This is a genomic window from Streptomyces sp. NPDC012935 (genome assembly GCF_042900345.1).
GTDB lineage: Bacteria > Actinomycetota > Actinomycetes > Streptomycetales > Streptomycetaceae > Streptomyces.
Genome location: NZ_JBIBBC010000008.1, coordinates 318,445 through 342,974 on the forward strand (window position 1 = coordinate 318,445; position 24,530 = coordinate 342,974).

A 24,530-nucleotide genomic window follows, 5' to 3' on the forward strand; every position below is an offset into this window, starting at 1 on the left:
CTCACATCCGGAAGACGCCGAACTGGGGGTCACCCAGGGGCGCGTTGGCACAGGCGGTCAGGGCGAGGCCCAGCACCTGACGGGTCTCGAGCGGGTCGATCACGCCGTCGTCCCAGAGGCGGGCCGTCGCGTAGTAGGCGTTGCCCTGGCGCTCGTACTGCTCCCGGATCGGCGCCTTGAACGCGTCCTCGTCCGCGGCCTGCCAGTCCTCGCCCCGTGCCTCCAACTGGTCCCGCTTGACGGTCGCGAGGACGGAGGCGGCCTGTTCGCCGCCCATGACGGAGATCTTGGCGCCCGGCCACATCCACAGGAAGCGGGGGGAGTACGCGCGGCCGCACATCGAGTAGTTCCCGGCGCCGTACGACCCGCCGACCACGACCGTCAGCTTCGGCACGCGGGTGCAGGCCACCGCCGTGACCATCTTGGCGCCGTGCTTGGCGATGCCGCCCGCCTCGTAGTCCTTGCCGACCATGAAGCCGGAGATGTTCTGCAGGAAGACCAGCGGGATGCCGCGCTGGTCGCACAGCTCGATGAAGTGGGCGCCCTTCTGGGCGGACTCGGAGAACAGGATGCCGTTGTTGGCGACGATGCCGACCGGGTGGCCGTGGATACGGGCGAAGCCGGTGACGAGGGTCTGGCCGAACTCGGACTTGAACTCCGAGAAGCGGGAGCCGTCGACCACGCGCGCGATGATCTCGCGTACGTCGTAGGGGGTGCGGGAGTCGACGGGGACCGCGCCGTAGAGGCCGTAGGGGTCGACCTTCGGTTCCGTGGCGGGAGTGACCTCCCAGGGCAGGCTGCCGCGCGCGGGGAGCGTCGCGACGATGTTCCGCACGATCCGCAGCGCGTGCGGGTCGTCCTCGGCGAGGTGGTCGGTCACGCCGGACACCCGGGAGTGGACCTCGCCGCCGCCCAGCTCCTCCGCCGTGACGACCTCACCGGTGGCGGCCTTCACCAGCGGGGGGCCGCCGAGGAAGATCGTGCCCTGGTTGCGGACGATGACGGCCTCGTCGCTCATGGCGGGCACGTAGGCGCCGCCCGCGGTGCACGAGCCCAGCACGGCGGCGATCTGCGGGATGCCGGCGCCCGACATCCGGGCCTGGTTGTAGAAGATCCGCCCGAAGTGCTCCCGGTCCGGGAAGACCTCGTCCTGCATGGGCAGGAAGGCGCCGCCGGAGTCGACGAGGTAGAGGCACGGCAGGCGGTTCTCCAGGGCCACCTCCTGCGCGCGCAGGTGCTTCTTCACGGTCATCGGGTAGTACGTCCCGCCCTTGACCGTGGCGTCGTTGGCGACGATCACGCACTCGCGCCCGCTGACCCGCCCGATACCGGCGATGACGCCGGCGGCCGGGGCCTGCCCGTCGTACATGCCGTCGGCCGCGAGCGGAGCGAGCTCCAGGAAGGGCGAGCCGGGGTCGAGGAGGGCGTCGACGCGGTCGCGCGGCAGCAGCTTCCCGCGCGTGGTGTGCCGGACGCGGGCCTTCTCGCCGCCTCCCAGACGGGCGGCGGCGAGCTTGCCGCGCAGCTCCTCCACGAGCGCCCGGTGGGCCTCCTCATTGGCTTGCCAGGCCTGAGACGCGGGATCTGCCGCGCTCGCAAGCTCCGGTGCCTCGTGCATCGTGCGGTCCCCTCACCCAGTGGTCGACCAGTTAATGAGCGTTAACGCATTTCCTTCAGGTTAACGACCGCTAACCTCCCTGTCTAGAATTGCTTCCATGGCCACCAGAACCGACGCCCCGACCCGCCGCGAACAGATCCTCAAGGAGGCCGCGCGGCTCTTCGCCGAGCGTGGATTCCACGGCGTCGGTGTCGACGAGATAGGCGCCGCCGTGGGCATCAGCGGCCCCGGTCTCTACCGGCACTTCGCCGGCAAGGACGCGATGCTCGCCGAGTTGCTGGTCGGCATCAGCGGCCAGCTGCTGACCGGCGCGAAGCGGCGCCTCACGGAGGCCGACGGCGTGCCGCCGGAGGCGGTGCTCGACTCGCTCATCGAGGGCCACATCGACTTCGCCCTCGACGACCGTCCCCTCATCACCCTGCACGACCGCGAGCTGGACCGCCTGCGCGACAGCGACCGCAAGCTCGTACGCCAGCTCCAGCGCCAGTACGTCGAGCTGTGGGTCGAGGTGGTGCGCAAGGTGTACCCGGACCTCACGGAGCCGACTGCCCGGTCGGCCGTGCACTCGGTGTTCGGGCTGCTGAACTCGACGCCGCACCTGGGGCGGCCGGGGGCGCTGCCGGGGCGCGGGGTCACGGCGGTGCTGCTGCACCGGATGGCGCGAGGGGCGTTCGGGGCGGCCGGGGTGGAGTGAGCCGTACGGCTGCCTGCGCCACCCCTCGGCCGGGGCGCTCAGGTGACGCAGTACGGCGAGGACGCGGCGGCTGTATCCGGTCGTGCCGGCCAGGCCGCACTTGTCGAAGGTCGCGTGGTGGTGCTTCTCGACGGCGATCTGTGAGACATGGAGCTGCTGTGCGATGGCCGCGTTGGTGCAGCCCTGCGCCGTCGGCGTCAGGACGTCGCGCTCCCGCGGCGTGAGCCCGTGCGGCGGGTCGGGGACCGCGAGGCGGCGCCGCTCCGGGGCGGCGAGGCGCAGCGCGCTCGCGGGGACGGAGGAAGGGCGCCGGGCCATCGGCCTGCGCAGGCGAGCTCGGCCATCGCCGTCAGGCCGCCCAGCAGCAGCCCGGCGGCGAGGTGGAGCCGGCGCTCGGTGAATCCGGTCACGACGGGTCGGGCTGGCCAAGGCGGCCGGGGCGGCGCCCTGCGGACAACCGCACTCTTTCTGTGCGGCGGGTCCCCTTCTGTGCGGGTCCCCACAGCCGGATATGAGGCCCTCCTCATACCGCCCTTAGGTCAAGAGTTCGTAAAGTGGCCCGCATGATCATTGCTGCTGCGTCCGAGGCGGCCGTCGGTGGAGTCGCCGGCTGGGCCGCCGACCTGATGGAGAAGCTGGGCGGCCCCGGCGCCGGACTGGCCATCGCCCTGGAGAACCTCTTCCCGCCGCTGCCGAGCGAGGTGATCCTGCCGCTGGCGGGGTTCACGGCGAGCCAGGGCCGGATGGGCGTCGTCGGCGCCGTCGCCTGGACGACGGCAGGTTCGGTGGCGGGCGCACTGGCCCTCTACCTGCTGGGCGCCCTCCTGGGCCGGGACCGGCTGATCGCGGTGGCGGCGAGGCTGCCGCTGGTGAAGGCCGCCGACGTGGAACGGACCGAGGCCTGGTTCCTCCGGCACGGCACCAAGGCCGTGTTCTTCGGCCGTTTCGTGCCCGTCTTCCGCAGTCTGATCTCGATCCCGGCGGGAGTCGAACGCATGCGGCTCCCTGTGTTCCTCGCCCTGACCACGGCCGGCAGCTTCATCTGGAACACCGCCTTCATCGCCGCCGGCTACGCCCTCGGCGCCCGCTGGCACGAGGTCACCGACCTGGTCGGCCTGTACTCCAAGGCGATCCTGGTGATCGTGGCCGTGGCGGCCCTGGGGTTCGTGGGCGTACGGCTGCTGCGGGCCGGGCGGGGACAGCGGCGGCGGCCGGCCGGGTCCGGTTTCGGGAAGCGCCCCTAGGGCGGTCCTGGAGTGACGAGCGTTACGGACCTTGACCCCTGGACGCCTGTGGATACCCGCCGGTACGGTTGAGTGAGCAAGCGCTTAGACATGGACGTGTGGAGGTGGCGGCGGTGCGCCGTACGGTGTTCAGCGAGGATCACGAGGCGTTCCGGGAGACCATCCGCGCCTTCATCGAGGCCGAGGTCGTCCCGGTCTACGACGAGTGGTTCGCGGCGGGCCAGGCGCCCCGCGACTTCTACTACAAGCTCGCCGAGCTCGGCGTCTTCGGCATCCGCGTCGACGAGGAGTACGGCGGCGCCGGCATCGACTCGTACAAGTTCGAAGCCGTGATGTACGAGGAGACCGCCCGCGCGGGCGTCCAGTTCGGCGGCTCCGGCGTGCACGTGCTGCTCGGCCTGCCGTACATCAAGATGCTCGCCTCCGACGAGCAGAAGAAGCGGTTCCTGCCGAAGTTCGTCTCCGGTGAGGAGATGTGGGCGCTGGCGATGACCGAGCCGGGCACCGGCTCCGACCTCGCGGGCATGAAGACCACCGCCAAGCTGAGCGAGGACGGCACGCACTACGTCCTCAACGGCGCCAAGACCTTCATCACCGGCGGCGTCCACGCCGACCGCGTGATCGTCTGCGCCCGCACCGACGCGCCCAGCGCCGAGGACCGCCGCCACGGCATCTCCCTGTTCGCCGTCGACACCAAGTCCGAGGGCTACTCCGTCGGCCGCAAGCTGGACAAGCTCGGCCTGAAGACCTCCGACACCGCCGAGCTGGCGTTCGTCGACGTGAAGGTCCCGGTCGAGGACCTCCTCGGCGAGGAGAACAAGGGCTTCTACTACCTCGGCCACAACCTCGCCTCCGAGCGCTGGGGCATCGCCTTCGGTGCCTACGCGCAGGCCAAGGCCGCCGTCCGGTTCGCCAAGGAGTACGTGCAGGACCGCACCGTCTTCGGCAAGTCCGTCGCGTCCTTCCAGAACACCAAGTTCGAGCTGGCCGCCTGCCAGGCCGAGGTCGACGCCGCCGAGGCGGTCGCCGACCGCGCGCTGGAGGCCCTGGACGCCGGCGAGCTGACGCCCGCCGAGGCCGCCTCCGCGAAGCTCTTCTGCACCGAGGTCGCGCACCGCGTGATCGACCGCTGCCTCCAGCTGCACGGCGGCTACGGCTTCATGAACGAGTACCCGATCGCCCGCCTGTACGCGGACAACCGCGTCAACCGGATCTACGGCGGCACCAGCGAGATCATGAAGTCGATCATCGCGAAGGACATGGGCCTGTAGGACACGGACTCGCAAAGTCCGCGCAATTACCTGCCAGTAGAAAAGGTGCCATGAACCAGGCACTACAGGGACTCCTCGATCTGCTCGACCTGGAGCAGATCGAGGAGGACATATTCCGCGGCCAGTCCCGGTCCGCCGTCGTCCCGCGCGTGTTCGGCGGACAGGTCGCGGCCCAGGCGCTCGTCGCGGCCGGGCGTACGGTCCCCGAGGACCGCCACGCCCACTCGCTGCACGCGTACTTCCTGCGCGCCGGGGACCCGGGCGCGCCCATCGTCTACAACGTCGACCGGATGCGTGACGGCCGCTCCTTCACCACCCGCAGGGTGGTCGCGGTGCAGCACGGCAAGCCGATCTTCGCGCTGTCCGCCTCCTTCCAGCTGTACGAGGAGGGGATGGACCACCAGGCCCCCATGCCCCCCGCGCCCGACCCGGCGACGCTGCCCACCTCGAAGGAGCGGCTGCGGGACTACGGCCACCTCGATCCGGCGGTGGTGGAGAAGTTCCTGGAGGCGCGCGAGGCGGTCGACCTGCGCTATGTCGACGAGCCGCCGTACGGCAGGTTCGGCGAGCCCCGCGAACCGCACTCCCAGGTGTGGTTCCGCACCAACGGCAAACTGGCCGACGACCCCCTGCTCCACGTCGTACTCGCCACGTACGTCTCCGACATGACCCTCCTCGACTCCGTGCTGCTCGCGCACGGGCGGGGCGGCTGGGCGGTCGGTGACGTGGTCGGCGCCTCACTGGACCACGCGATGTGGTTCCACCGCCCGTTCCGCGCGGACGAGTGGCTGTTGTACGACCAGGAGTCGCCGTCGGCGCACGGCGGGCGCGGCCTCGGGCAGGCCCGCATCTACACCCAGGACGGGCAGTTGGCGGTGTCGGTCATCCAGGAGGGCGTGGTCCGCATCCCGCGGTGACCCGCCCGCGCCCCGCCCGGCAGCCCTGACGTCAGGCCAGATCGACGCGAGGGTCGACGGTCCAGTGGTTGCTTCGCAGGACCCGGTCGGCGAACGTCACCTCGCGTTCGCCGAGCAACCGGAAGCCGAGCGAGCGACAGATGCCGTTCGAGGCTCCGTTCCCCGTGGCCGGGAAGGCGTGCACGACACCCCAGCGGTCCTCGTCCCGGGCCTGTTCGAGGAGGGCCCGGACAGCACGCTTTCCCAGTCCCCGGCCCTGGAACTCCGGCAGGACCATCCAGCCGATCTCGGAGACGGGCCCGTCGTCCGTGTCGTACGACCAGAGGGTCACGTTCCCCGCCACCACGTCGGGCACGTCCGGCGCCGGCACGATCATCTTGATCCAGGCGAGATCCGCCGCCGCCTCCCGGGCGTCCCGCAGGACCTTGTCCCGGATGCCCTCGCGCGGAAGGGGTCCGCCGAGGTCCGCCATCATGACGGGATCGCAGCGCATGCGGACGTAGGCGTCGACGTCGTCCGGTGTGACGTTGCGCAACAGCACGAGGCCCCCTGCCCGTTCTAGCCGAGCCCCGCCTCCGCCAGCAGGAACGCAGTCATCGGGTCGTAGTAGCGCGGGCTCACCACATGGTCGTCCAGCGGTACCACCACCTGAACCGTCCCCTCCGCCTCCGCGAGGAACAGCGCCGGGTCGTTGCAGTCCGCGTAGCCCATGGAGTCCACCCCGTGCTGTCCGGCGTAGCCCGCCCAGCCGTGGTCGGCGACGACCAGGTCCGGCAGCGGACGGCCCTCGCGCTCAAGTCCCCTCAGGATGGCCTTCATCGGCTCCCCGGAGTGGGTGTGCCAGAGGGTGGCGCCGTGTTCCAGGACCGCGACGTCCGCGAACTGCATGACGTAACCCTCGTCGGTCTGCAGGCCGTCCGGGATCACGACGATCTCGCAGCCCGCCGTGCGCAGGGCGTCCGCCGTCGCGCGGTGGACGTCCAGCAGGCCGCCCGGGTGGCCGGTCGCGAACAGGACCCGCTGGCCGCCGTCCGCCGCCTTGCGCAGCCGGGCCGCCATGCGCTCCAGCGCGGCCACCGTCAGCTCGGGGTCGATGGTGTCCTGCCCGTGGCGGTGCTCCGCGTCGTCGTTCACGCCGACGCGCTCCGCCATCACCGCGAGCACGTCCTGCTCGTCGGACCAGCGGTCGCCGAGCTCCAGGCCGAGCCAGTAGTGGCGGTCGCCGTTCGCCAGCTTGCGGTAGTGGGAGAGGTTGTTCTCGCGGGGAGTGGCGACGTCGCCCGCGATTCGGGTTCTGACGAGGTGGTCGACAAGCTCGGCGCGGCTGGGTGTCCCGGGTATCGGCATGGTTCCCATTGTGAGGCAGACAACTGCTGGAACGGCCGCGTCCGGGGCGCGTGCGACGCGGGTCACTTGCGGATCATGGCTCGATCCGGCGTAGGGCGAACCACAGTTCCATCCGTACGTCCGGGTCGTCCAGGTCCGTCTCCAGCAGCGCCGCGCACCGGGCGATCCGCTGCCGGACGGTGTTGCGGTGGACGGACAGGGCAACGGCCGTGCGGTCCCAGCTGCCGTGCAGGGAGAGCCAGGTGCGCAGGGTCTCCGTGAGCGGGGCGGTGAGCGGCGCGAGGAGGTCGCGGGCGTGGGCCTCGGCCTCGTCGGGGGCGAGCAGGTCGGTGAGGGCCGGGCGTTGGGTGCCGTGCCGGAACAGGGGCGTACGCGTGGCCCTCGCCCTGGACAGGGCCCGCGCCGCCTGGGTGTCTGCAGCCGGCCAGTCCTGCGCGGTCGCCGGGGCGCTGACGCCCAGGGTCCAGCCCGGCTGCGGGGCCGGTTCGCGGTCCGCCGGGGCGAGGACGCGTACGACGTCCGGCGCCAGGTCGACCAGCGGGGAGCCCAGGGCCGCGCCCAGCGCGGAGGCGGCCACGGGGTCGCAGGGCTGGGTGTCCGGACTGCCGTGAACCACCAGCCAGCGCTCCGCACCCAGCAGCGGAGCCACCGCCTCCGGCTCGGCCCCCAGCAGCAGCCGTACCAGCGCGGACGAGCGGGCCGCTCCCGAGCCGCTCTGGTGCTCGCCGGTGAGGAGGGAGAGGAGCACGGCGGCGACGGAGGCGATGGTGTGATCGCCGGAGTCCCGGCGCGGGGCGGCGACACCGAGAACGAAGCCCTGCCCGGTACCGAGGGCGTAGGCGGAGAGGTGGGTGCCCGCGATGGTGTCCGAGGCGGAGGAGGGGGTGGCGGGTGACCCGGAGCCCGGACGCGGGGCTTCGAGGCGGCCGGCCTGCCCTACGGAACCGCGACCGCCCGCCCGCCCGGCGTCCGGGGCTCCGGGCGGCCGGGTGGCTTGCGGGCCGGCGGTGGTCGGGGCGGCTCGCGGGCCGGTGGTCGGCTGGGTGGCTTGCGGGCCTGCGGACGCTCGCGCGGTGTCCGGGGTGCCGGTCGGTCGGGTGGCTTGCGGGTCGCTGGTTGATCGGGGGGAGTCCGGGCCGGTGGTCGTGGGTTGCGGGTACGGCGTCGCTCGCGTGACCTGCGTGGCGGACGGCTGCCGCGCGGTTTCGCCGCCCGATGTCGGCGCCACCGGCCGTACCACCCCCGCCAGCTCCGCCAGGGCCCCTCGCACCGCACCCCCCGGCGCCGAGCGCCCCGCCTCCCCGATCACCGCCCCCTCCGGCCCGTACAGCACTGCCCAGCCGCCCACGCGCTGGGCCAGCTGCCGCAGGACGGCGCGTACCGGGTCCGGGCGGGACGCCGCTGCCGCAAGGCTCTGCTGGGCCTCCGTCACGCGGCGCAGTTCGGCGTGGCGGGCCTGGGCCATGAGTTGCCAGACCGCGCGGGCCACGCCGGAGAAGGTGGTCTGCGGCGGGACCTCCAGGAGCGGGAGGTCGTAGGCGTCGCACGCCGCCACCAGGGCACGCGGGACCGTGTCGTGCACGGGGGCGAGCCCGAAGCCGAGGGCCGCGCCGCCCGCCGCGACGATCCGCGACACGTAGTCGTCGAAGTACGTGCCCGAGCCCGCCGCCTCCGGGACGTGGACGCCCGCCGTCAGCAGCAGCTCGCCGCCCAGAAGGTAGGGAAAGGGATCGGCCATTTCCGAGGTGTGCGCCCAGTGGATCACCGTGTCCGCGTCGGCCGGTCCGGCGATCCGGCGCAGGGCCAGATCCTCTCTGGCCAGCAGCGCGGAGAGCGGCACGGGAGGAGTGGGCGGAACGGCCGGCTCCGGCATGTGGATGTTTCCTTCAGTCGCGCAACCGCAGATGGATGAAACGTACACTTCGCAGTCGCTTTCCGGCCACCTAGTGTCGACCCCTGTCACCCGCCGGCGACTTCGAGTGTCCGAATTTCGAGTGTCCGATTGAGGGAGGTCTCTGTGGCCGTCGACTACGCAGTCATCGTCGTCTATCTGGCCGGCATGCTGGCCATGGGCTGGTGGGGCATGCGCCGTGCCAAGTCCAAGAGCGAGTTCCTGGTCGCAGGCCGCCGGCTCGGGCCGACGATGTACTCCGGCACCATGGCCGCGATCGTCCTCGGCGGCGCGTCCACCATCGGCGGTGTCGGGCTCGGCTACCAGTACGGCCTCTCCGGCGCCTGGATGGTGTTCACCATCGGCCTCGGGCTGCTCGCGCTCTCCGTGTTCTTCTCGGCGCGCATCGCCCGCCTGAAGGTGTACACCGTCTCCGAGATGCTCGACCTGCGCTACGGCGGCCGGGCCGGCGTCATCTCCGGCGTCGTCATGTGGGCGTACACCCTCATGCTCGCGACCACGTCGACCATCGCGTACGCCACGATCTTCGACGTCCTGTTCGACATGAACCGCACCGTCGCGATCATCCTGGGCGGCTCGATCGTCGTCGCCTACTCGACGCTCGGTGGCATGTGGTCGATCACGCTCACCGACATGGTGCAGTTCGTGGTGAAGACCGTCGGCGTGCTCCTGCTGCTCCTGCCCATCGCCGTGGTCAAGGCCGGCGGGTTCAGCGAGATGAAGGCCCAGCTGCCCACCGAGTACTTCGACCCGCTCGGCATCGGCGGCGAGACGATCTTCACCTACGTCCTGATCTACACCTTCGGCATGCTGATCGGGCAGGACATCTGGCAGCGCGTGTTCACCGCCCGCAGCGACAAGACCGCCAAGTGGGGCGGCACCGTCGCGGGCACCTACTGTCTCGCCTACGCCCTCGCCGGCGCCGTCATCGGTACCGCGGCCAAGGTGCTCTATCCCAAGCTCGGCAGCCCGGACGACGCCTTCGCGACCATCGTCAAGGACGAACTCCCGGTCGGCGTGCGCGGGTTGGTGCTGGCCGCCGCCCTCGCGGCCGTAATGTCCACCTCCTCCGGGGCGCTCATCGCCTGCGCGACCGTCGCCAACAACGACATCTGGTCACGGCTGCGGGGGAGAATCACGACCGGTGAGCGGGACGAGGTGCAGGGCAACCGCGTCTTCATCCTCATCATGGGCCTCGCCGTGATCGGTACGGCCATCGCGCTCAACAACGTCGTCGAGGCGCTGACGGTGGCGTACAACCTGCTCGTCGGCGGACTCCTCGTCCCGATCCTCGGCGGACTGCTGTGGAAGCGGGGTACGGCCCAGGGTGCGCTCGCCGCCGTCGCGGTCGGCGGTCTCGCCGTCATCGCCCTGATGGCGACCTACGGCATTCTCGCCAACGAGCCCGTCTACTACGGCCTGCTGTCTTCCCTCGCCGTGTACATCGCCGTCTCCTTGATGACAAAGCCGACCGACGCGGCCGTACTCGACGCCTGGCGTGAGCGCCTCGCCGGGCGGGATCCCGAACTCGTGTCCGAACCTGTGCCGGCTCACCAGTAGAGTCATAGGCAGATATCCCGCATACGCGATGAAGCGTAGGAAAGAAGGCATTTCCTCATGAGCAGCAACGAGACGCCCCGCGGCCCCGTCGACTCCTCCCGCATCCCGCGGTACGCCGGTCCCGCGACCTTCGCCCGGCTCCCGCGCCTCGACGAGGTCGGCCGCGCCGACGTCGCCGTGGTCGGCGTACCGTTCGACTCGGGCGTCTCGTACCGGCCGGGCGCCCGCTTCGGCGGCAACGCGATCCGCGAGGCGTCCCGGCTGCTGCGCCCGTACAACCCGGCGCAGGACGCCTCCCCCTTCGCCCTCGCGCAGGTGGCGGACGGCGGCGACATCGCCGTGAACCCGTTCAACATCAACGAGGCCGTGGAGACCGTCGAGGCGGCCGCCGACGACCTGCTCGGCAGCGGCGCCCGCCTGATGACGCTCGGCGGCGACCACACCATCGCGCTGCCGCTGCTGCGCTCGGTCGCCAAGAAGCACGGCCCGGTCGCCCTGCTCCACTTCGACGCCCACCTCGACACCTGGGACACGTACTTCGGTGCGGAGTACACCCACGGCACCCCGTTCCGGCGGGCGGTGGAGGAGGGCATCCTCGACACCGAGGCGCTCTCCCACGTCGGCATCCGCGGTCCGCTGTACGGCAAGCAGGACCTGACCGACGACGAGAAGATGGGCTTCGGCATCGTCACCTCGGCGGACGTCTACCGCCGCGGCGCCGACGAGGTGGCCGACCAGCTGCGCCAGCGCATCGGCGACCGCCCGCTGTACATCTCCATCGACATCGACTGCCTCGACCCGGCCCATGCGCCCGGCACCGGCACCCCCGAGGCCGGCGGCATGACCTCGCGCGAGCTGCTGGAGATCCTGCGGGGCCTCGCGTCCTGCAACCTGGTCTCGGCGGACGTCGTCGAGGTGGCGCCCGCGTACGATCACGCCGAGATCACGTCGGTGGCCGCGTCCCACACGGCGTACGAGCTCACCACGATCATGTCCCGCCAGATCGCGGCGGCCCGGAAGGACTCGGAAGCGAAGTGACTCACGACCACGACCTGGTACTCCGCCCGACTCAGGCGCAGATCGACGCTGCACTGAATCCTCCCGCCGGGCGCAACGGCGGGGACCTGGTCGTGGAGACGCTGGCGGCGCTCGGCACGACGACGGTCTTCGGGCTGCCCGGCCAGCACGCGCTCGGCATGTTCGACGCGTTGCGCCGCTCCGACCTGCGGTACATCGGGCTGCGGGTGGAGAACAACGCCGGGTTCGCGGCCGACGCGTACGGCCGGATCACGGGCGAGGCGGCCCCGCTGCTGCTGTCGACGGGCCCGGGTGCGCTGACCTCGCTGGCCGCGCTGCAGGAGGCGGCCGCGGCGTCGGCGCCCGTGCTGGCGATCAGCAGCCAGATCCCGACGGCGGGGCTGGGTGGCGGCAGGCACGGCTATCTGCACGAACTCCCGGACCAGGCGGCCTCGTTCAGGGGCGTGGTGAAGTCGGTCCACACGGTCCGCACCCAGTCCCAGATCCCCTCCGCGATCGAGGCGGCCTGGAAGTCGGCGCTGACGGCCCCGCACGGCCCGGTGTGGGTGGAGATCCCGCAGGACGTGCTGCTCGCCGAGACGTCGGTCCCGGTGGTGACGGGTGGCGACGCCTTCCCCGAGGAGCTGCCGCCCCGCCCCGAACTGACGGCGGTGGCCGCCCACCTGCTGTCCCACGCCGAGCGCCCGGCGATCATCGCGGGCGGGGGAGTGGTGCGGGCGGACGCCTCGGGCAAGCTGCGGCAGCTGGCGGAAACGCTTCAGGCGCCCGTCGTCGCGACCCCCGGCGGCAAGGGCGCGTTCCCCTGGACGCACCCGCTGTCCCTCCAGTCCTGGATCGAGGACCGGCACACGACGGACTTCCTGGAGGACGCCGACGTACTGCTTGTCGTCGGCTCGGGGCTGGGCGAACTCTCCTCGAACTACCACACGTTCAAGCCGCGGGGTCGGGTCATCCAGATCGAGGCGGACCTCGGCAAGCTGGAGTCCAACCATCCCGCACTGGGCATCCACGCGGACGCGCGGCTCGCGTTGCAGGCGCTGCTGGAGACGGTGACGGAGCGCACGGACCCCACCGCGTCCGAGCGGGTACGAGCCGTCCTCGCGAAGGTCGCCGACCGCATCGCCGCCCAGGAACTCACCCTGGAACAGGACGTGCTGGCGTCCGTCCGCAAGGCGCTCCCCGCCGACTCCCCGTCCTTCTGGGACATGACGATCCTGGCCTACTGGGCCTGGTCGGCCTTCGACGCCAAGGGCCCCAATCACATGCACACCGCCCAGGGCGCCGGCGGCCTCGGCTACGGCTTCCCGGCGGCACTCGGCGCGGCCGCCGCGGACCCGACCCTCCCGGTGCTCGCGGTGTCCGGCGACGGCGGGGCCCTGTACTCGATCGCCGAGCTGGCGACGGCCAGGCAGTACGACCTGCCGGTCACCTGGCTGATCGTCGACGACGGCGGCTACGGCATCCTGCGCGAGTACATGACGGACGCCTTCGGCGAGGCCACGGCGACGGAGCTGACCCGCCCCGACTACGTGGCCCTGGCCGAGTCCTTCGGCGTCCCCGGGGTCCGTACGACCCCGGAGACACTGGAGGCGGATCTGACGAAGGCGCTTCAGACCCCTGGCCCGTCGGTGGTCGTACTCCCGGCGGTCCTGCGGATGTTCGCGCCCACGCACCTGGCGACGTGACGCCTCAGCGGTCGTCGCGCGAATCGTAGACGTGGTCGCGGTTGGAGCAGGCGTCGTCCACCGCGGGGCCGGTCAACGGTACGGCCCAGGGGACGAGCGCGAGCGCCTTCTTGCAGAGGCCGGCGCTGGAGTAGCCGGCGAGGGTGATACGTCCCCGGTCGCCGTCGTCGGCGTGGGCCGGGGCGGCGAGTACGAGGGCTGCCATGGTGAGCGCGGCGAGCGCGCTGATCTTCTTCATGGCCGGGTCAACGGCATCGGATCGGCGCAGGTCACTCCGCTGCACAGGTGGTACGCCCGGTGGCCTACCAGATCGACTCGACCCACTCCGGGTGGTCGATGAACGGGTTGCGGTTGCCCTGGTAGCTGTCGTAGATGACCTCGTTGCGGCGCTCCTCCGAGGCGTTCGGCGGGTCCTCGTCGTTCCACTGCTTCAGGACCGAGAGGCGGCCGTGGTAGGGAACGCTGCCGTTGATGGAGTCGTTGGCCTCCAGGTCGGGCCAGCTGTCGTCACCCTCGTAGCGGACGGCCATGTAGAGGATCATGCGGGCCACGTCGCCCTTGACGGCGTCGCGCGGCTCGAAGGAGTTCGAGTCGGTCAGGCTGCCGCCGGAGTTGGTGAAGCTGCTGCCGCCGTTGTCGAAGTCCTTGTTGCCGCGGATGCTGTTGACCTGCACGTCCTCGGGGCGCAGGTGGTGCAGGTCGGTGCCGGGTCCGGCGGAGGTGCCGAAGTCGCCGTGGGACTGGGCCCACACGTGCTCGCGGTTCCAGTTCCCGGTGTTGCCGCCGTTGAGGGACTTGCTGCGGGAGATGCCGCTGTAGAGCAGGACCACGTTGTTGCTGTTGTTCGGGTCCTGGTCGGTGACCTTCAGGGCGTTCCAGACGGCCGAGTACGAGAGCGTGGTCTGGTCGCTGATGATCTCGTGCAGCGAGTCCTTCAGGGCCGTGCCGGTCTTGCCGATCGCGTCGGCGTAGTACGTGTCGTCGTACTCCGTCGTCGTCGCGGCGGCCGGAGCGGCGGTGAGTGCCGGGGTGGTGAGGCCGACCAGAACGGCGGCCGTGGTGAGCGCCACGGACTTCCAGCGGCTGCGGCTTATGTGTGTCGCCGACATGTGGGGGTCCCATCTACGCGGGTTGAATGGAGGCGGCAAACGGGAGAGTGACATGGACATGTGGTCATGTCGAGGGCTTGCACGTGTCCATTGGGTGACGTGAAACGGCAAATCGGGGCTTGTCTACGCGAGTTGACGCGCCGGAACGGCCCCCGGCGGGTGGGCCGGGGGCCGTTGAGTGCGGAGCGGGTCGGGGTCAGCTGACGTCCGACGGGTCCAGACGGTAGATCGACGACTCCGTGGACGTACTGCTGTCGTCCGAATCGGAGTCGGAGGTCGAGCTCTTGCTGTACTCGCTCTCCTTCACCGCCGTGCCGTTCTTCTGCACCCACTCCGTCACCTCGGTGGAGAGGGTCGAGCCGCCGCCGGGACCGCCGCCCATGCCGCCGCCACCGAGCTGGATGTAGTGCAGCTCACCCTTCTTCACCAGCTCCTTGAGCTTGGCCAGGGTCATCGCCTTGTCGCTGCCGGACCAGCCCCACATGGAGATGACGGGCTCACCGCTGCTGACGATCAGCTGGGCCGCGCTCTGCGAACTCGACACCGCCAGCAGCCACTTGGCGCCGTCCCGGTGCTTCTCGAGATAGGCGATGAGCTCACTGCTCGCGCCGCCGCCCCTACCGCCGCCCATGCCGCCGCCACCGGCCGTGGCGCCTGGTCGGCCGCCCGTGCCGTTGCCGGTTCCGGTACCGCCGTCGGCCGTACCCGCATTGCCGCCGGTGCCCCCCGGTGGCGCACCGGCCGCCCCGGCGTTGCCGCCGGAGCCCTGCCCGCTCTGCCCGCCCTGTCCGCCGGGGAGTTGGCCGCCCCCGCCGCCCGGCATCTCGCCGTTCTGGCCCTGGCGCGCACCGGCCTGGCCGTTCTGGCCCTGCAGCGCGCCCCCCGGCACGTCGGTCCCGCCGCCCGGGAAGCCACCCCGGCCGCCGCCACCGCCGCCACCGCCGCCACCGGGACCACCGCCGAAGCCGCTCCCCGTCGAGGGCCCGGCCGTCGGGTTCGTGCCGCCCATGCCGCCGCCCGAACCGGACGGCACCGACCAGGCGTACGCCGCCGGGCCCGCCACGGCCGCGACGACCGCCGCCACCACGGATGCCGCCAGCAGCCGTGCCCGTGTCCCGGACGCGGACCGGAAGACGAGCAGTCCCACGATCGCCAGCGCCATGACGACGGCGATCGCCGGCCACAGCCAGGTGTTCCAGCCGGAGGCCCGCCTCAGGAGTACGACAGCCCAGAGCGCCGTGATGCCCAGCCCCGCCGGCAGCACCCACGCCCACCGCTTGTCGGCGCGGAACGAGCGCAGCAGCATCACACCGCCGCCCCCGCACAGGGCCGCGATGCCGGGGGCGAGCGCGGTCGTGTAGTACGGGTGCATCGTGCCCTCGGCCAGAGCGAAGGTCAGGTAGTGCAGGGCCGTCCAGCCGCCCCACAGCAGCAGCGCGGCACGGGTGAGGTCGGTGCGCGGGGCGCGGCCGCACAGCACCAGGCCGCCGATGCAGGCGATGGCCGCGAACGGGATCAGCCAGGAGATCTGGCCGCCGAGGATGTCGTTGAAGAGGCGGCCGAGCCCTGCGGTACCGGAGAAGCCGCCACCTCCGCCGCCACCGCCGCCTCCGCCGTTGCCCTCGCCGCCGAGGATCCGGCCCAGGCCGTTGTAGCCCATGATCAGGTCCCAGGCCGTCCCGTCCGTCGAACCGCCGATGTAGGGGCGGTCGTCGGCCGGGACGAGCGACACCGCCGCCGCCCACCAGAAGCTGGAGACCGCGAGAGCGACGCCCGCGACGAGGAGGTTGACGACCCGCTTCACGAGCTTCGGCTTCGCCGCGTACAGGTAGACCGCGAAGACGGCGGGCAGCGCGATGTACCCCTGGAGCATCTTCGTGTTGAAGGCGAGGCCGAAGCAGACCGCGGAGCCGACGAGCGGCAGCAGCCTGCCGTTGTGGACGGCCCGCAGGGCGAGCGCCGCGCCGCCGGCCATCAGGAACACCAGCAGGGTGTCGGGGTTGTTGTCACGGTTGATGGCGACCGTGATCGGGGTCAGGGCCAGGACCAGCGCGGCCACCGTCGCCGCGCCGTGGCCCCACACCCGCTTCACCGAGGCGTGCACGATCCAGATCGTCGCCAGCGCGACCAGGACCATCGGCAGCATCATCTGCCAGGTGCCGTAACCGAACACGCGGCACGACAGGCCCATGACCATCAGGGCGAACGGCGGCTTGTCGACGGTGAGGAAGTTGCCCGCGTCCAGCGAGCCGAAGAACCACGCCTCCCAGCTCTGCGTGCCGCTCAGCACGGCGGCGCTGTAGAAGCTGTTGAGGCTCGACCCGGACAGGTTCCAGGAATACAGCACCGCCGCCAGGATCAGGATCGCGATCAGCGCGGGGAGTGACCAGCGCGGTGCCTTGCCCGGGGGCGCCACGGGCGGGGGCGGGGCCGGCACGTCGGGGGTCACGGTCGTGTGGGGGTGAGGATCGGTGGCTGATGTCACCCGCGCATGGTGTGCGGCGGGGGTGGGTGCGGGCTGTGCGGGACCTTGACCTTGCCTTTGAATCCTCCCTCTCCGGTCGGGAACCGCGGCCGGGCCGGGGCACGTCCCCTACCGGGACCGTTGAAGGGACGCCATGAGCATCGACGCACGCCGCCCGTCCGGGCCGTCGCCGAACGGCGGGCGGCGGCCCATGAACGAGCCGCCGCGGCCCTACACGCCGCTGTGGCGACGGCTGCGTGAGGACGAATGGCCGCCGCTGGGTGAGGTGTTGCGGGGACGGCGGGAGCGGGTGTCCCCCGGGGTGGTGCTGGTGCTGTTCCTCCCGTGCCTGTGGTGGCTGACCGTGCCGCTGCTGGTCGGCTACCAACTGGCCCGTACGGCCCGCCGTATCGCCCGCCGGGTCTTCCCCGTACGCCCGGAAGGGCACGTCGAGGACCCCCAGGTGCGCCGGGTGCAGCGGGTGCGGGCCTGGGTGGCCCTCGCCATGTCGGCGGTGTTGCTGGCCGTGTTCGGTGGCTGGGAGGACCTGGAGGAGGCGCCGGCGCAGGTCCTGCTACGGCTGTTGTACGCGCCCTGGTTGGCGCTGTTGACTGCGGCGGCGGTGGTGGCGCTGCTCTTCCTGGCGGCCGGCTCCGGGACGCGGCGGGCCATGCGGACGCAGCTGTGGCCGGCCGTCCGGTCGGCTCTGTGGTACTTCGGTGCCTGGACGCTGGTGCCGCTGCTGTTCACGGCGGCGGCCGAGGGGATGGGGCTGCTGCCCGGCGGCGCCAACGTGCTGCTCTGGGCCTTCGTGATGTTCGTGTGCTGGGCGCCGTTCTGGTGGGTGATCTTCTTTCTCTGTTTCGCCTCCGGCCCGGCGCTGCGCCACGCCTTCAACCTGTCCGCCCTGCATGTGGGCCTGCCCGCGGTGGTCACCACCGTCCTGGTCTGGGTGTTCGCCTTCCTCGGCCTGTCGGCGGGCGGTCTCCCGCCGGGCCCGGTGCCGCTCGCGGTCTGTGCGTTCCTCGGTGGCCCGGTGTCGGTGACGGCGGTGGCCTGGTGGGAGATTCACCGGCTGCGGCTGCACGGGGTGCGGTGGCGGCGTTAGCGCCGAGGAACTGCGCGTTCCTTCGAGTCGGCAGCCACGAGACGTGGAGGGTCGGCAGAGGCAGAGGCAGAGGCAGAGGCAGAGGCAGAGGCAGAGGCAGAGGCAGCCGCTGCCGATCCGGATCGGTTCCGGAACGGGCGCGCAATCGGAGCGTACGGCTTGCCCGCCCGCTCGTTGGTCAGCACGACATGACTCACGGGACAACGATCGAGAAGCCGCGTGGAGCTTCCGGACGCGCCAGAGCGACGAGAGCGGTCGTCGCGGCAGGGCTGAGTGCCGTCGTCGGTATGGCGTCGGTCGCCGGCGCCGGCCCCGCCACCGCGGCGAGCACGCGGACCGTCAGCTGTACGTCCGCCCAGGCGGGCCTCGCCGATCAGCTGAAGGAGGACATCACCGCCGCACTCGTGCGCCGCAAGGGCACCATCGCGATCGGCCTCCACGACCGGGTCACCGACACCACCTGCACCCTCCGGCCCGCCACGGCCTTCGACTCCGCCAGCGTCGTCAAGGTCACCGTCCTCGCCGTGTTGCTGTGGGACGCGAAGGCGCAGAACCGCTCCCTCTCCGCGCGCAACGCATCCCTGGCCAAAGCCGTGATCACCAAATCGGACAACGCCGCGACCAGCACGCTCTGGAAGCAGCTCGGCATGACGAAGATCAAGGCGTTCCTCGCCGCCGCCGGCATGAACCAGACCAGGCCCGGCGCGAAGGGCCACTGGGGCCTGACCCGGATCACGGTCACGGACGAGATGAAGCTGCTCAAGCTCCTCACCGCAAGGAACACGGTGCTCAGCGACAACGCCCGCGCCTACATCCTGAAGCTGATGGGGCAGGTCGTCCCGGCGCAGCGCTGGGGCACCACGTACGGAGTGCCGTCCGGGTGCAGCGTGGCGGTCAAGAACGGCTGGCTGCCACGGGCCACCCACGGCTGGCGGGTGCACAGCGTCGGCACCTTCAAGGGCGCCGGCCACGACTATGTGATCACGGTGCTCACCCATGACAACAGCACGATGAAGGACGGCATCACGACCATTCAGGGCGTCGCCAAGGCCATCCACAAGGCCATCCACAACAATCTGACCGCGTCCGGCAGTTGACGCCTGCCCGTCTCCCCACCGTCACCGACCCGCCCTACGGTGACCCCCATGCGCCTGAGAACCGTACTCGCGACCGCCACCGCGGGCCTGGCGGCGGCCACCTGCCTCACCGCCGCCGGCCCCGCGAACGCCCACGCCACCTCGCCGGGCCGCCACGCCTGCTCGCCCTCCGTCTCCATCGACCGCTTCGAGGACGCGCTCGACAAGACGACGTACGAGGGCACCTTCGTCGGCAACTTCTCCGCGCTCGCCGTGGACCGGGACGGCTCCCTCGCGGCCCTCTCCGACCGCTCCTCCCTCTTCGGCCTGAACGGCAGGACGCTCGCGCCGCAGAGGGTCGTCCCGCTCGCCGACGAGAGCGGCGCCGCCCTCGACTCCGAGGGCCTCGTCATCGACCGGGACGGCACCCGGCTGATCTCCTCGGAGACCGAGCCCTCCGTCCGCCGCTACTCCCGTGACGGCCGGATCCTGGACCGCCTCCCCGTGCCGGACGCGCTGAGGGTCGCCCCGGCCGGCCGCGCCGTCCCCAACGGCACCTTCGAGGGCCTGACCCTCCTCCCCGGCGGCCGCACCCTGCTCGCGTCGATGGAGTACGCCCTGACCGGCGACAGCGCCGACATCGTCCGCTTCCAGACCTGGAACCGGATCAAGGGCGGCCACTTCGAGCCGGGCCGCCAGTACGCCTACCGCGCCGACACCGGCCTCGGTGTCCCCGAGGTCCAGGCGACCCCCGACGGCCGCCTCCTCGTCCTGGAGCGCGGCTTCACCGCCGGCGTCGGCAACACGGTCCGCCTCTACCTGGCCGACCCGCGCCGCGCCACGGACACCAGCGGGGTCGAGAAGCTCACCGGCCAGGACGGCGTACGCCTGATCAGGAAGACGCTCCTCGCCGACCTCGTGAACTGCCCGTCACTGGGAGCGACCGCCAAGCAGCCCCAGCCGAACCCGCTCCTCGACAACATCGAGGGGATGGCGATCGCGGGCCGTACGAGCGATCGCTTGAAGGTGCTGCTGGTCAGCGACGACAACCAGAACGCCGTACAGACGACCCGGTTCTACCAGCTGCGCGTACGTATCTGAGCGCACCGCCCCCTGCTTTGTTGCGGCGGGATGAAATCGACGCTCGTCGGCGTTGGTGCCTTCCGGTAGATCAGGACGAACGGAGGGCACCGGCGTGGCAGTGCAACGGGGATGGGCACGACGGCTGTGGGGCTATGCCTGGCGCTACCGCAAGGACGTGATCCTCGCCCTCGGCTCCTCCCTCGCCGGAATGGCCGTCATGGCGGTCGTCCCGCTGATCACGAAGGTGATCATCGACGACGTCATCGGCGACCACACCCGCAGCATGGCCGTCTGGGCCGGCCTGCTCATAGCCGCGGCCTTCGTCGTCTACGTCCTCACCTACATCCGCCGCTACTACGGCGGCCGTCTCGCCCTCGACGTCCAGCACGATCTGCGCACGGACATGTTCCGGACGATCACCCGGCTCGACGGGCGACGGCAGGACGAGCTGTCCACCGGGCAGGTCGTCGGGCGGGCCACCAGCGACCTCCAGCTGATCCAGGGCCTGCTTTTCATGCTCCCGATGACCATCGGGAACTTCGCGCTCTTCGTGATCTCCCTGGTCGTCATGGCGTGGCTGTCGCTGCCGCTCACCCTGGTCGCGCTCGCCGTGGCCCCGGCCCTGTGGTGGATCGCCAAGCGCAGCCGGACCAAGCTGCATCCCTCCACCTGGTACGCCCAGGCCCAGGCCGCCGCCGTCGCGGGTGTGGTCGACGGGGCCGTCAGCGGCGTACGCGTGGTCAAGGGGTTCGGTCAGGAGGAGCAGGAGACCGGGAAGCTCCGGGAGGTCAGCCGGCGGCTCTTCGCGGGGCGGCTGCGCACCATCCGGTTCAACTCCAGGTACACCCCGGCACTGCAGGCCGTCCCCGCTCTCGGGCAGGTCGCCATGCTCGCGGTCGGCGGCTGGCTGGCGGTGCGCGGGCACATCACGCTGGGGACGTTCGTGGCGTTCTCCACCTACCTCGCCCAGCTGGTCGGGCCGGTCCGGATGCTCGCCATGGTCCTCACGGTCGGGCAGCAGGCCCGCGCCGGCAGCGAGCGGGTGCTGGAGCTGATCGACACCGAGCCGTCGATCAAGGACGGCAGCAAGACGCTGCCCGCCGACGCCCCGGCGACCGTCGAGTTCGACGACGTCTCCTTCGGCTACGACGACGAGCGGCCCGTCCTGGACGGGCTGTCCTTCGACATCCGGCCCGGCGAGACCCTCGCCGTCGTCGGCTCCTCCGGCTCCGGAAAGTCCACCGTCTCGCTCCTCCTCCCGCGCTTCTACGACGTCACACGCGGCGCCGTCCTCGTCGGCGGCCATGACGTGCGCGAGCTGACCTCCGACTCGCTGCGGGCCGCGATCGGGCTGGTCCCCGAGGACTCCTTCCTCTTCTCGGACACCGTCCGCAACAACATCGCCTACGGCCGGCCCGACGCGACCGACGAGCAGATCGAGGCGGCCGCACGCGCCGCCCAGGCGGACCGTTTCATCGCCGAGCTGCCCGACGGCTACGAGACCACCGTCGGCGAGCACGGCCTCACCCTCTCCGGCGGGCAGCGTCAGCGCGTCGCGCTCGCCCGCGCGATCCTCACCGACCCCCGTCTCCTCGTCCTCGACGACGCGACCTCGGCGGTGGACGCCCGCGTGGAGCACGAGATCCACGAGGCACTCAAGCACGTCATGGAGGGCCGCACGACCCTCCTCATCGCGCACCGCCGCTCCACCCTCGGCCTCGCCGACCGCATCGCCGTCCTCGACGCCGGCCGCCTCGCCGACATCGGCACCCACGAGGAACTCCAGCAGCGCTCCGCCCTGTACCGCCGCCTCCTCACCGACCCCGACGAACTCGGCGGCGTCTCGCCCGGCCACGCCCAGCCCGCCTGCCCCCAGGAGGACACCTCCGTACGCGACGAGCTGGACGCCGAGTTCGACGCCGAGCGCGGGGTGACGCCGAGGCTGTGGACCGGCGACCGTGAGCGCAGGGACCTGGCGCTCGCGGAGTCCCCGGCCACCCCCGAACTCCTCGCCCAGGTGGAGGCACTGCCCCCCGCCGTCGACACACCCGACATCGACGAGGCCGGTGCGGTCCGGCCGGAGGAGTCGTACGGCCTGAAACGGCTGCTGCGCGGCTTCGCGCTGCCCCTGCTGATCAGCCTCGGCCTCGTCGCCATGGACGCGGGCATGGGGCTGCTGCTCCCCGTCCTGATCCGGCACGGCATCGACTCGGGCGTCACGCAGGTCGCCCTCGGAGCGGTCTGGGCGGCATCCCTGCTGGCCCTGCTCGCCGTGACCGTCCAGTGGGTGGCGCAGATCGGCGAGACGCGGATGACCGGACGCACCGGCGAGCGCGTCCTGTACTCGCTGCGCCTGAAGATCTTCGCCCAGCTCCAGCGGCTCGGGCTCGACTACTACGAGCGGGAGCTGACCGGCCGGATCATGACCCGGATGACGACGGACGTCGACGCGCTGTCGACCTTCCTCCAGACGGGCCTGGTCACCGCCTTCGTCTCCGTCGTCACCTTCTTCGGCATCATGGCCGCCCTGCTGGTGATCGACCTCGAGCTCGCCCTCGTCGTCTTCGCGACGCTGCCGCCGCTGATCGTCGCGACGTACTACTTCCGCCGTGCGAGCGTGAAGGCGTACGAACTCGCCCGTGAGCGGGTGTCGGTGGTCAACGCCGACCTGCAGGAGTCAGTGTCCGGGCTGCGGATCGTGCAGGCCTTCCGGCGTGAGCGGGACGGCGCCGCACGGTTCGCCGAGCGCAGCGACAGCTACCGCCAGGCCCGTATCCGGGGCCAGTTCCTGATCTCGATCTACTTCCCCTTCGTGCAGTTCCTGTCGTCGGGGGCCGTGGCGGCGGTGCTGATCGTGGGCGGCGGCCGGATCGACGACGCGACGCTGACGACCGGCGCGCTGGTGGCGTATCTGCTCTACATCGACCTGTTCTTCGCGCCCGTCCAGCAGCTCTCCCAGGTCTTCGACGGCTACCAGCAGGCCACGGTCTCGCTCGGCCGCATCCAGGAACTGCTGCGGGAGCCCACCTCCACGAAGGCGGCCGCGGAGCCGCTGGAGGTGCTGTCGCTGCGGGGCGAGGTCCGCTTCGAGGACGTGCAGTTCAAGTACGGCGACGACGAGGCGGCGCTGAGCGACGTCGACCTGCGGATTCCGGCCGGGCAGACGGTCGCGTTCGTCGGTGAGACTGGCGCCGGCAAGTCGACGCTCGTGAAGCTGGTGGCGCGGTTCTACGACCCGACCGGCGGCCGGGTGACCGTCGACGGCACGGATCTGCGCTCCCTGGACATCACGTCGTACCGCCACCGGCTCGGGGTCGTCCCGCAGGAGGCGTACCTCTTCCAGGGCACCGTCCGCGACGCCATCGCCTACGGCCGCCCCGACGCGACGGACGCCGAGGTCGAGGCCGCGGCCCGCGCGGTCGGCGCCCACGAGATGATCGCCACCCTCGACGGCGGCTACCTCCACGAGGTCGCCGAGCGCGGCCGCAATCTCTCGGCCGGCCAGCGCCAGCTGATCGCACTCGCCCGCGCCGAGCTGGTCGACCCCGACATCCTGCTCCTCGACGAGGCGACGGCGGCACTGGACCTGGCCACGGAGGCTCAGGTCAACCACGCCACGGACCGCCTCGCGGGCCGCCGTACGACCCTTGTCGTGGCCCACCGCCTGACGACCGCCGCCCGCGCGGACCGGGTCGTGGTGATGGATCACGGGCGGGTCGCGGAGGACGGCACGCACGAGGAGTTGCTGGCGCGTGGCGGGCGGTACGCCGAGCTGTGGCGGACCTTCATAGGGCAGGCGGAGCCCGAGGAGCCGGTCGGGGCGGCGCGGTAGGCGCCGCACGGCGTGCGGCCGTGGCGGCCGTGCAACCATCCGGCATACGCCGTGCGTCCGTACACCAGTACGCTCATTGCCGGTGTACGGGGAGGACAACCAAGTGGACAGAGGTGCGATACGCCGACGACTGGCCGTCGGCCTGGCATTGCTGACCGCGTCCGGACTGCTCGCGGTAGCGGTCCCGGCCGAGGCGCACGCCGCCGCCTCGCGCTGTGAAGGACGCAAGGTCAGGACGTACCCGTTCGCCACCGGCACCTTGTACGTCTACAAGCGGGGCGGCCACATCTGCGCGATCACTGTGCCCAAGGAGCCCGGGCGCAGGCAGAAGATGATGGTCAGCGTGCAGGCGTACCGGGCCAGGCCGGTCGTCGACGAGGGGCGGTACAGCCGCCGGGCCGGCCCGGTCACCGTCCACGCCGGGCACCGCTGCGTGTGGGTGAAGGGGAAGGTGGGGCGGGGGTCGGTGAGCAAGGGCTGGATTCTGTGCTGACCGGCGGCCTGTGCGCCGCCGTTCGGCCAACCCTGCCGTGATTTCCTCATCTCCCCTGGTGCGGTGTGCAGTTGCTCGC

General features: G+C 71.4%; 19 protein-coding genes and 1 pseudogene. 12 read left to right on the forward strand and 8 right to left on the reverse strand.

Going from position 1 to position 24,530, the window contains the following annotated elements:
* Window position 1: 1 nt before the first annotated feature.
* Window positions 2-1,618 (reverse strand): carboxyl transferase domain-containing protein, encoded by a 1,617-nt coding sequence (locus ACFY5C_RS21795; RefSeq protein WP_389446550.1) that lies wholly within the window; start codon window positions 1,616-1,618, stop codon window positions 2-4.
* Window positions 1,619-1,715: 97 nt separating this feature from the next.
* Between ACFY5C_RS21795 and ACFY5C_RS21800 the strand changes: the two genes are divergently transcribed.
* On the forward strand, window positions 1,716-2,312 hold the full coding sequence (locus tag ACFY5C_RS21800; RefSeq protein WP_389446552.1) for a TetR/AcrR family transcriptional regulator: 597 nt from the start codon (window positions 1,716-1,718) through the stop codon (window positions 2,310-2,312).
* A gap of 39 nt (window positions 2,313-2,351) precedes the next feature.
* Here the strand turns inward: ACFY5C_RS21800 and ACFY5C_RS21805 are convergent.
* A pseudogene (locus ACFY5C_RS21805) lies at window positions 2,352-2,552 on the reverse strand (response regulator transcription factor); the annotation flags it as partial.
* 323 nt (window positions 2,553-2,875) lie between these two features.
* Between ACFY5C_RS21805 and ACFY5C_RS21810 the strand changes: the two are divergent.
* From ACFY5C_RS21810 to tesB, 3 genes are all read left to right on the forward strand, one after another.
* The gene (locus tag ACFY5C_RS21810) at window positions 2,876-3,556 is read left to right on the forward strand and encodes a DedA family protein (RefSeq protein WP_389446554.1); all 681 of its coding nucleotides are present in this window, start codon (window positions 2,876-2,878) and stop codon (window positions 3,554-3,556) included.
* A gap of 113 nt (window positions 3,557-3,669) precedes the next feature.
* On the forward strand, window positions 3,670-4,827 hold the full coding sequence (locus ACFY5C_RS21815) for an acyl-CoA dehydrogenase family protein (RefSeq protein WP_048584058.1): 1,158 nt from the start codon (window positions 3,670-3,672) through the stop codon (window positions 4,825-4,827).
* 50 nt (window positions 4,828-4,877) lie between these two features.
* Complete coding sequence (tesB, locus tag ACFY5C_RS21820; protein ID WP_389446556.1) at window positions 4,878-5,744, forward strand: acyl-CoA thioesterase II; 867 nt, start codon at window positions 4,878-4,880, stop codon at window positions 5,742-5,744.
* A gap of 31 nt (window positions 5,745-5,775) precedes the next feature.
* On the opposite strand, the gene ACFY5C_RS21825 is transcribed toward tesB, so the two are convergent.
* From ACFY5C_RS21825 to ACFY5C_RS21835, 3 genes are all read right to left on the reverse strand, one after another.
* Window positions 5,776-6,285, reverse strand: coding sequence for a GNAT family N-acetyltransferase (locus tag ACFY5C_RS21825; protein ID WP_389446558.1), 510 nt, complete (start codon window positions 6,283-6,285; stop codon window positions 5,776-5,778).
* A 17-nt stretch (window positions 6,286-6,302) separates the two neighbouring features.
* Entirely contained in the window at window positions 6,303-7,091 is a 789-nt protein-coding gene (locus tag ACFY5C_RS21830) for a phosphatase (protein ID WP_389446560.1), read from the reverse strand.
* Between the two features lie 73 nt (window positions 7,092-7,164).
* The gene (locus tag ACFY5C_RS21835) at window positions 7,165-8,964 is read right to left on the reverse strand and encodes a PucR family transcriptional regulator ligand-binding domain-containing protein (protein WP_389446562.1); all 1,800 of its coding nucleotides are present in this window, start codon (window positions 8,962-8,964) and stop codon (window positions 7,165-7,167) included.
* Window positions 8,965-9,108: 144 nt separating this feature from the next.
* Here ACFY5C_RS21835 and ACFY5C_RS21840 point away from each other — a divergent pair, with 144 nt between their 5' ends.
* The 3 genes from ACFY5C_RS21840 to ACFY5C_RS21850 are packed head-to-tail and all read left to right on the forward strand — an operon-like array spanning window position 9,109 to window position 13,286.
* A complete protein-coding gene (locus ACFY5C_RS21840; protein ID WP_389446563.1) occupies window positions 9,109-10,563 on the forward strand; it encodes a sodium:solute symporter in 1,455 nt (484 codons plus the stop codon).
* Between the two features lie 57 nt (window positions 10,564-10,620).
* A complete protein-coding gene (gene speB, locus ACFY5C_RS21845) occupies window positions 10,621-11,601 on the forward strand; it encodes an agmatinase (RefSeq protein ID WP_389446565.1) in 981 nt (326 codons plus the stop codon).
* Entirely contained in the window at window positions 11,598-13,286 is a 1,689-nt protein-coding gene (locus tag ACFY5C_RS21850) for a thiamine pyrophosphate-binding protein (RefSeq protein WP_389446567.1), read from the forward strand. The genes speB and ACFY5C_RS21850 overlap by 4 nt, the downstream gene beginning before the upstream one ends.
* Window positions 13,287-13,290: 4 nt before the next feature.
* Here ACFY5C_RS21850 and ACFY5C_RS21855 read toward each other — a convergent pair whose 3' ends face one another.
* The 3 genes from ACFY5C_RS21855 to ACFY5C_RS21865 form a co-directional block, all read right to left on the reverse strand.
* Complete coding sequence (locus ACFY5C_RS21855; protein WP_389446569.1) at window positions 13,291-13,524, reverse strand: hypothetical protein; 234 nt, start codon at window positions 13,522-13,524, stop codon at window positions 13,291-13,293.
* 64 nt (window positions 13,525-13,588) lie between these two features.
* Window positions 13,589-14,395 carry an endonuclease I family protein gene (locus ACFY5C_RS21860; protein WP_389446570.1) on the reverse strand — a complete coding sequence of 269 codons (807 nt, stop codon included), beginning with the start codon at window positions 14,393-14,395 and terminating at the stop codon, window positions 13,589-13,591.
* Between the two features lie 196 nt (window positions 14,396-14,591).
* A complete protein-coding gene (locus tag ACFY5C_RS21865) occupies window positions 14,592-16,880 on the reverse strand; it encodes an ArnT family glycosyltransferase (RefSeq protein ID WP_389446572.1) in 2,289 nt (762 codons plus the stop codon).
* A 133-nt stretch (window positions 16,881-17,013) separates the two neighbouring features.
* Between ACFY5C_RS21865 and ACFY5C_RS21870 the strand changes: the two genes are divergently transcribed.
* The 5 genes from ACFY5C_RS21870 to ACFY5C_RS21890 all read left to right on the forward strand — a co-directional run bounded on the left by ACFY5C_RS21870 (window position 17,014) and on the right by ACFY5C_RS21890 (window position 24,451).
* Window positions 17,014-17,967: a hypothetical protein gene (locus tag ACFY5C_RS21870; protein ID WP_389446574.1), complete on the forward strand. Its 954-nt coding sequence runs from the start codon at window positions 17,014-17,016 to the stop codon at window positions 17,965-17,967.
* Window positions 17,968-18,254: 287 nt separating this feature from the next.
* Window positions 18,255-19,064, forward strand: coding sequence for a serine hydrolase (locus tag ACFY5C_RS21875; RefSeq protein WP_389446575.1), 810 nt, complete (start codon window positions 18,255-18,257; stop codon window positions 19,062-19,064).
* Between the two features lie 48 nt (window positions 19,065-19,112).
* Window positions 19,113-20,144 (forward strand): esterase-like activity of phytase family protein, encoded by a 1,032-nt coding sequence (locus tag ACFY5C_RS21880; protein ID WP_389446576.1) that lies wholly within the window; start codon window positions 19,113-19,115, stop codon window positions 20,142-20,144.
* Window positions 20,145-20,238: 94 nt separating this feature from the next.
* The gene (locus tag ACFY5C_RS21885) at window positions 20,239-23,958 is read left to right on the forward strand and encodes an ABC transporter ATP-binding protein (RefSeq protein WP_389446578.1); all 3,720 of its coding nucleotides are present in this window, start codon (window positions 20,239-20,241) and stop codon (window positions 23,956-23,958) included.
* A gap of 103 nt (window positions 23,959-24,061) precedes the next feature.
* Window positions 24,062-24,451, forward strand: coding sequence for a hypothetical protein (locus ACFY5C_RS21890; RefSeq protein ID WP_389446580.1), 390 nt, complete (start codon window positions 24,062-24,064; stop codon window positions 24,449-24,451).
* Window positions 24,452-24,530: the final 79 nt, after the last annotated feature.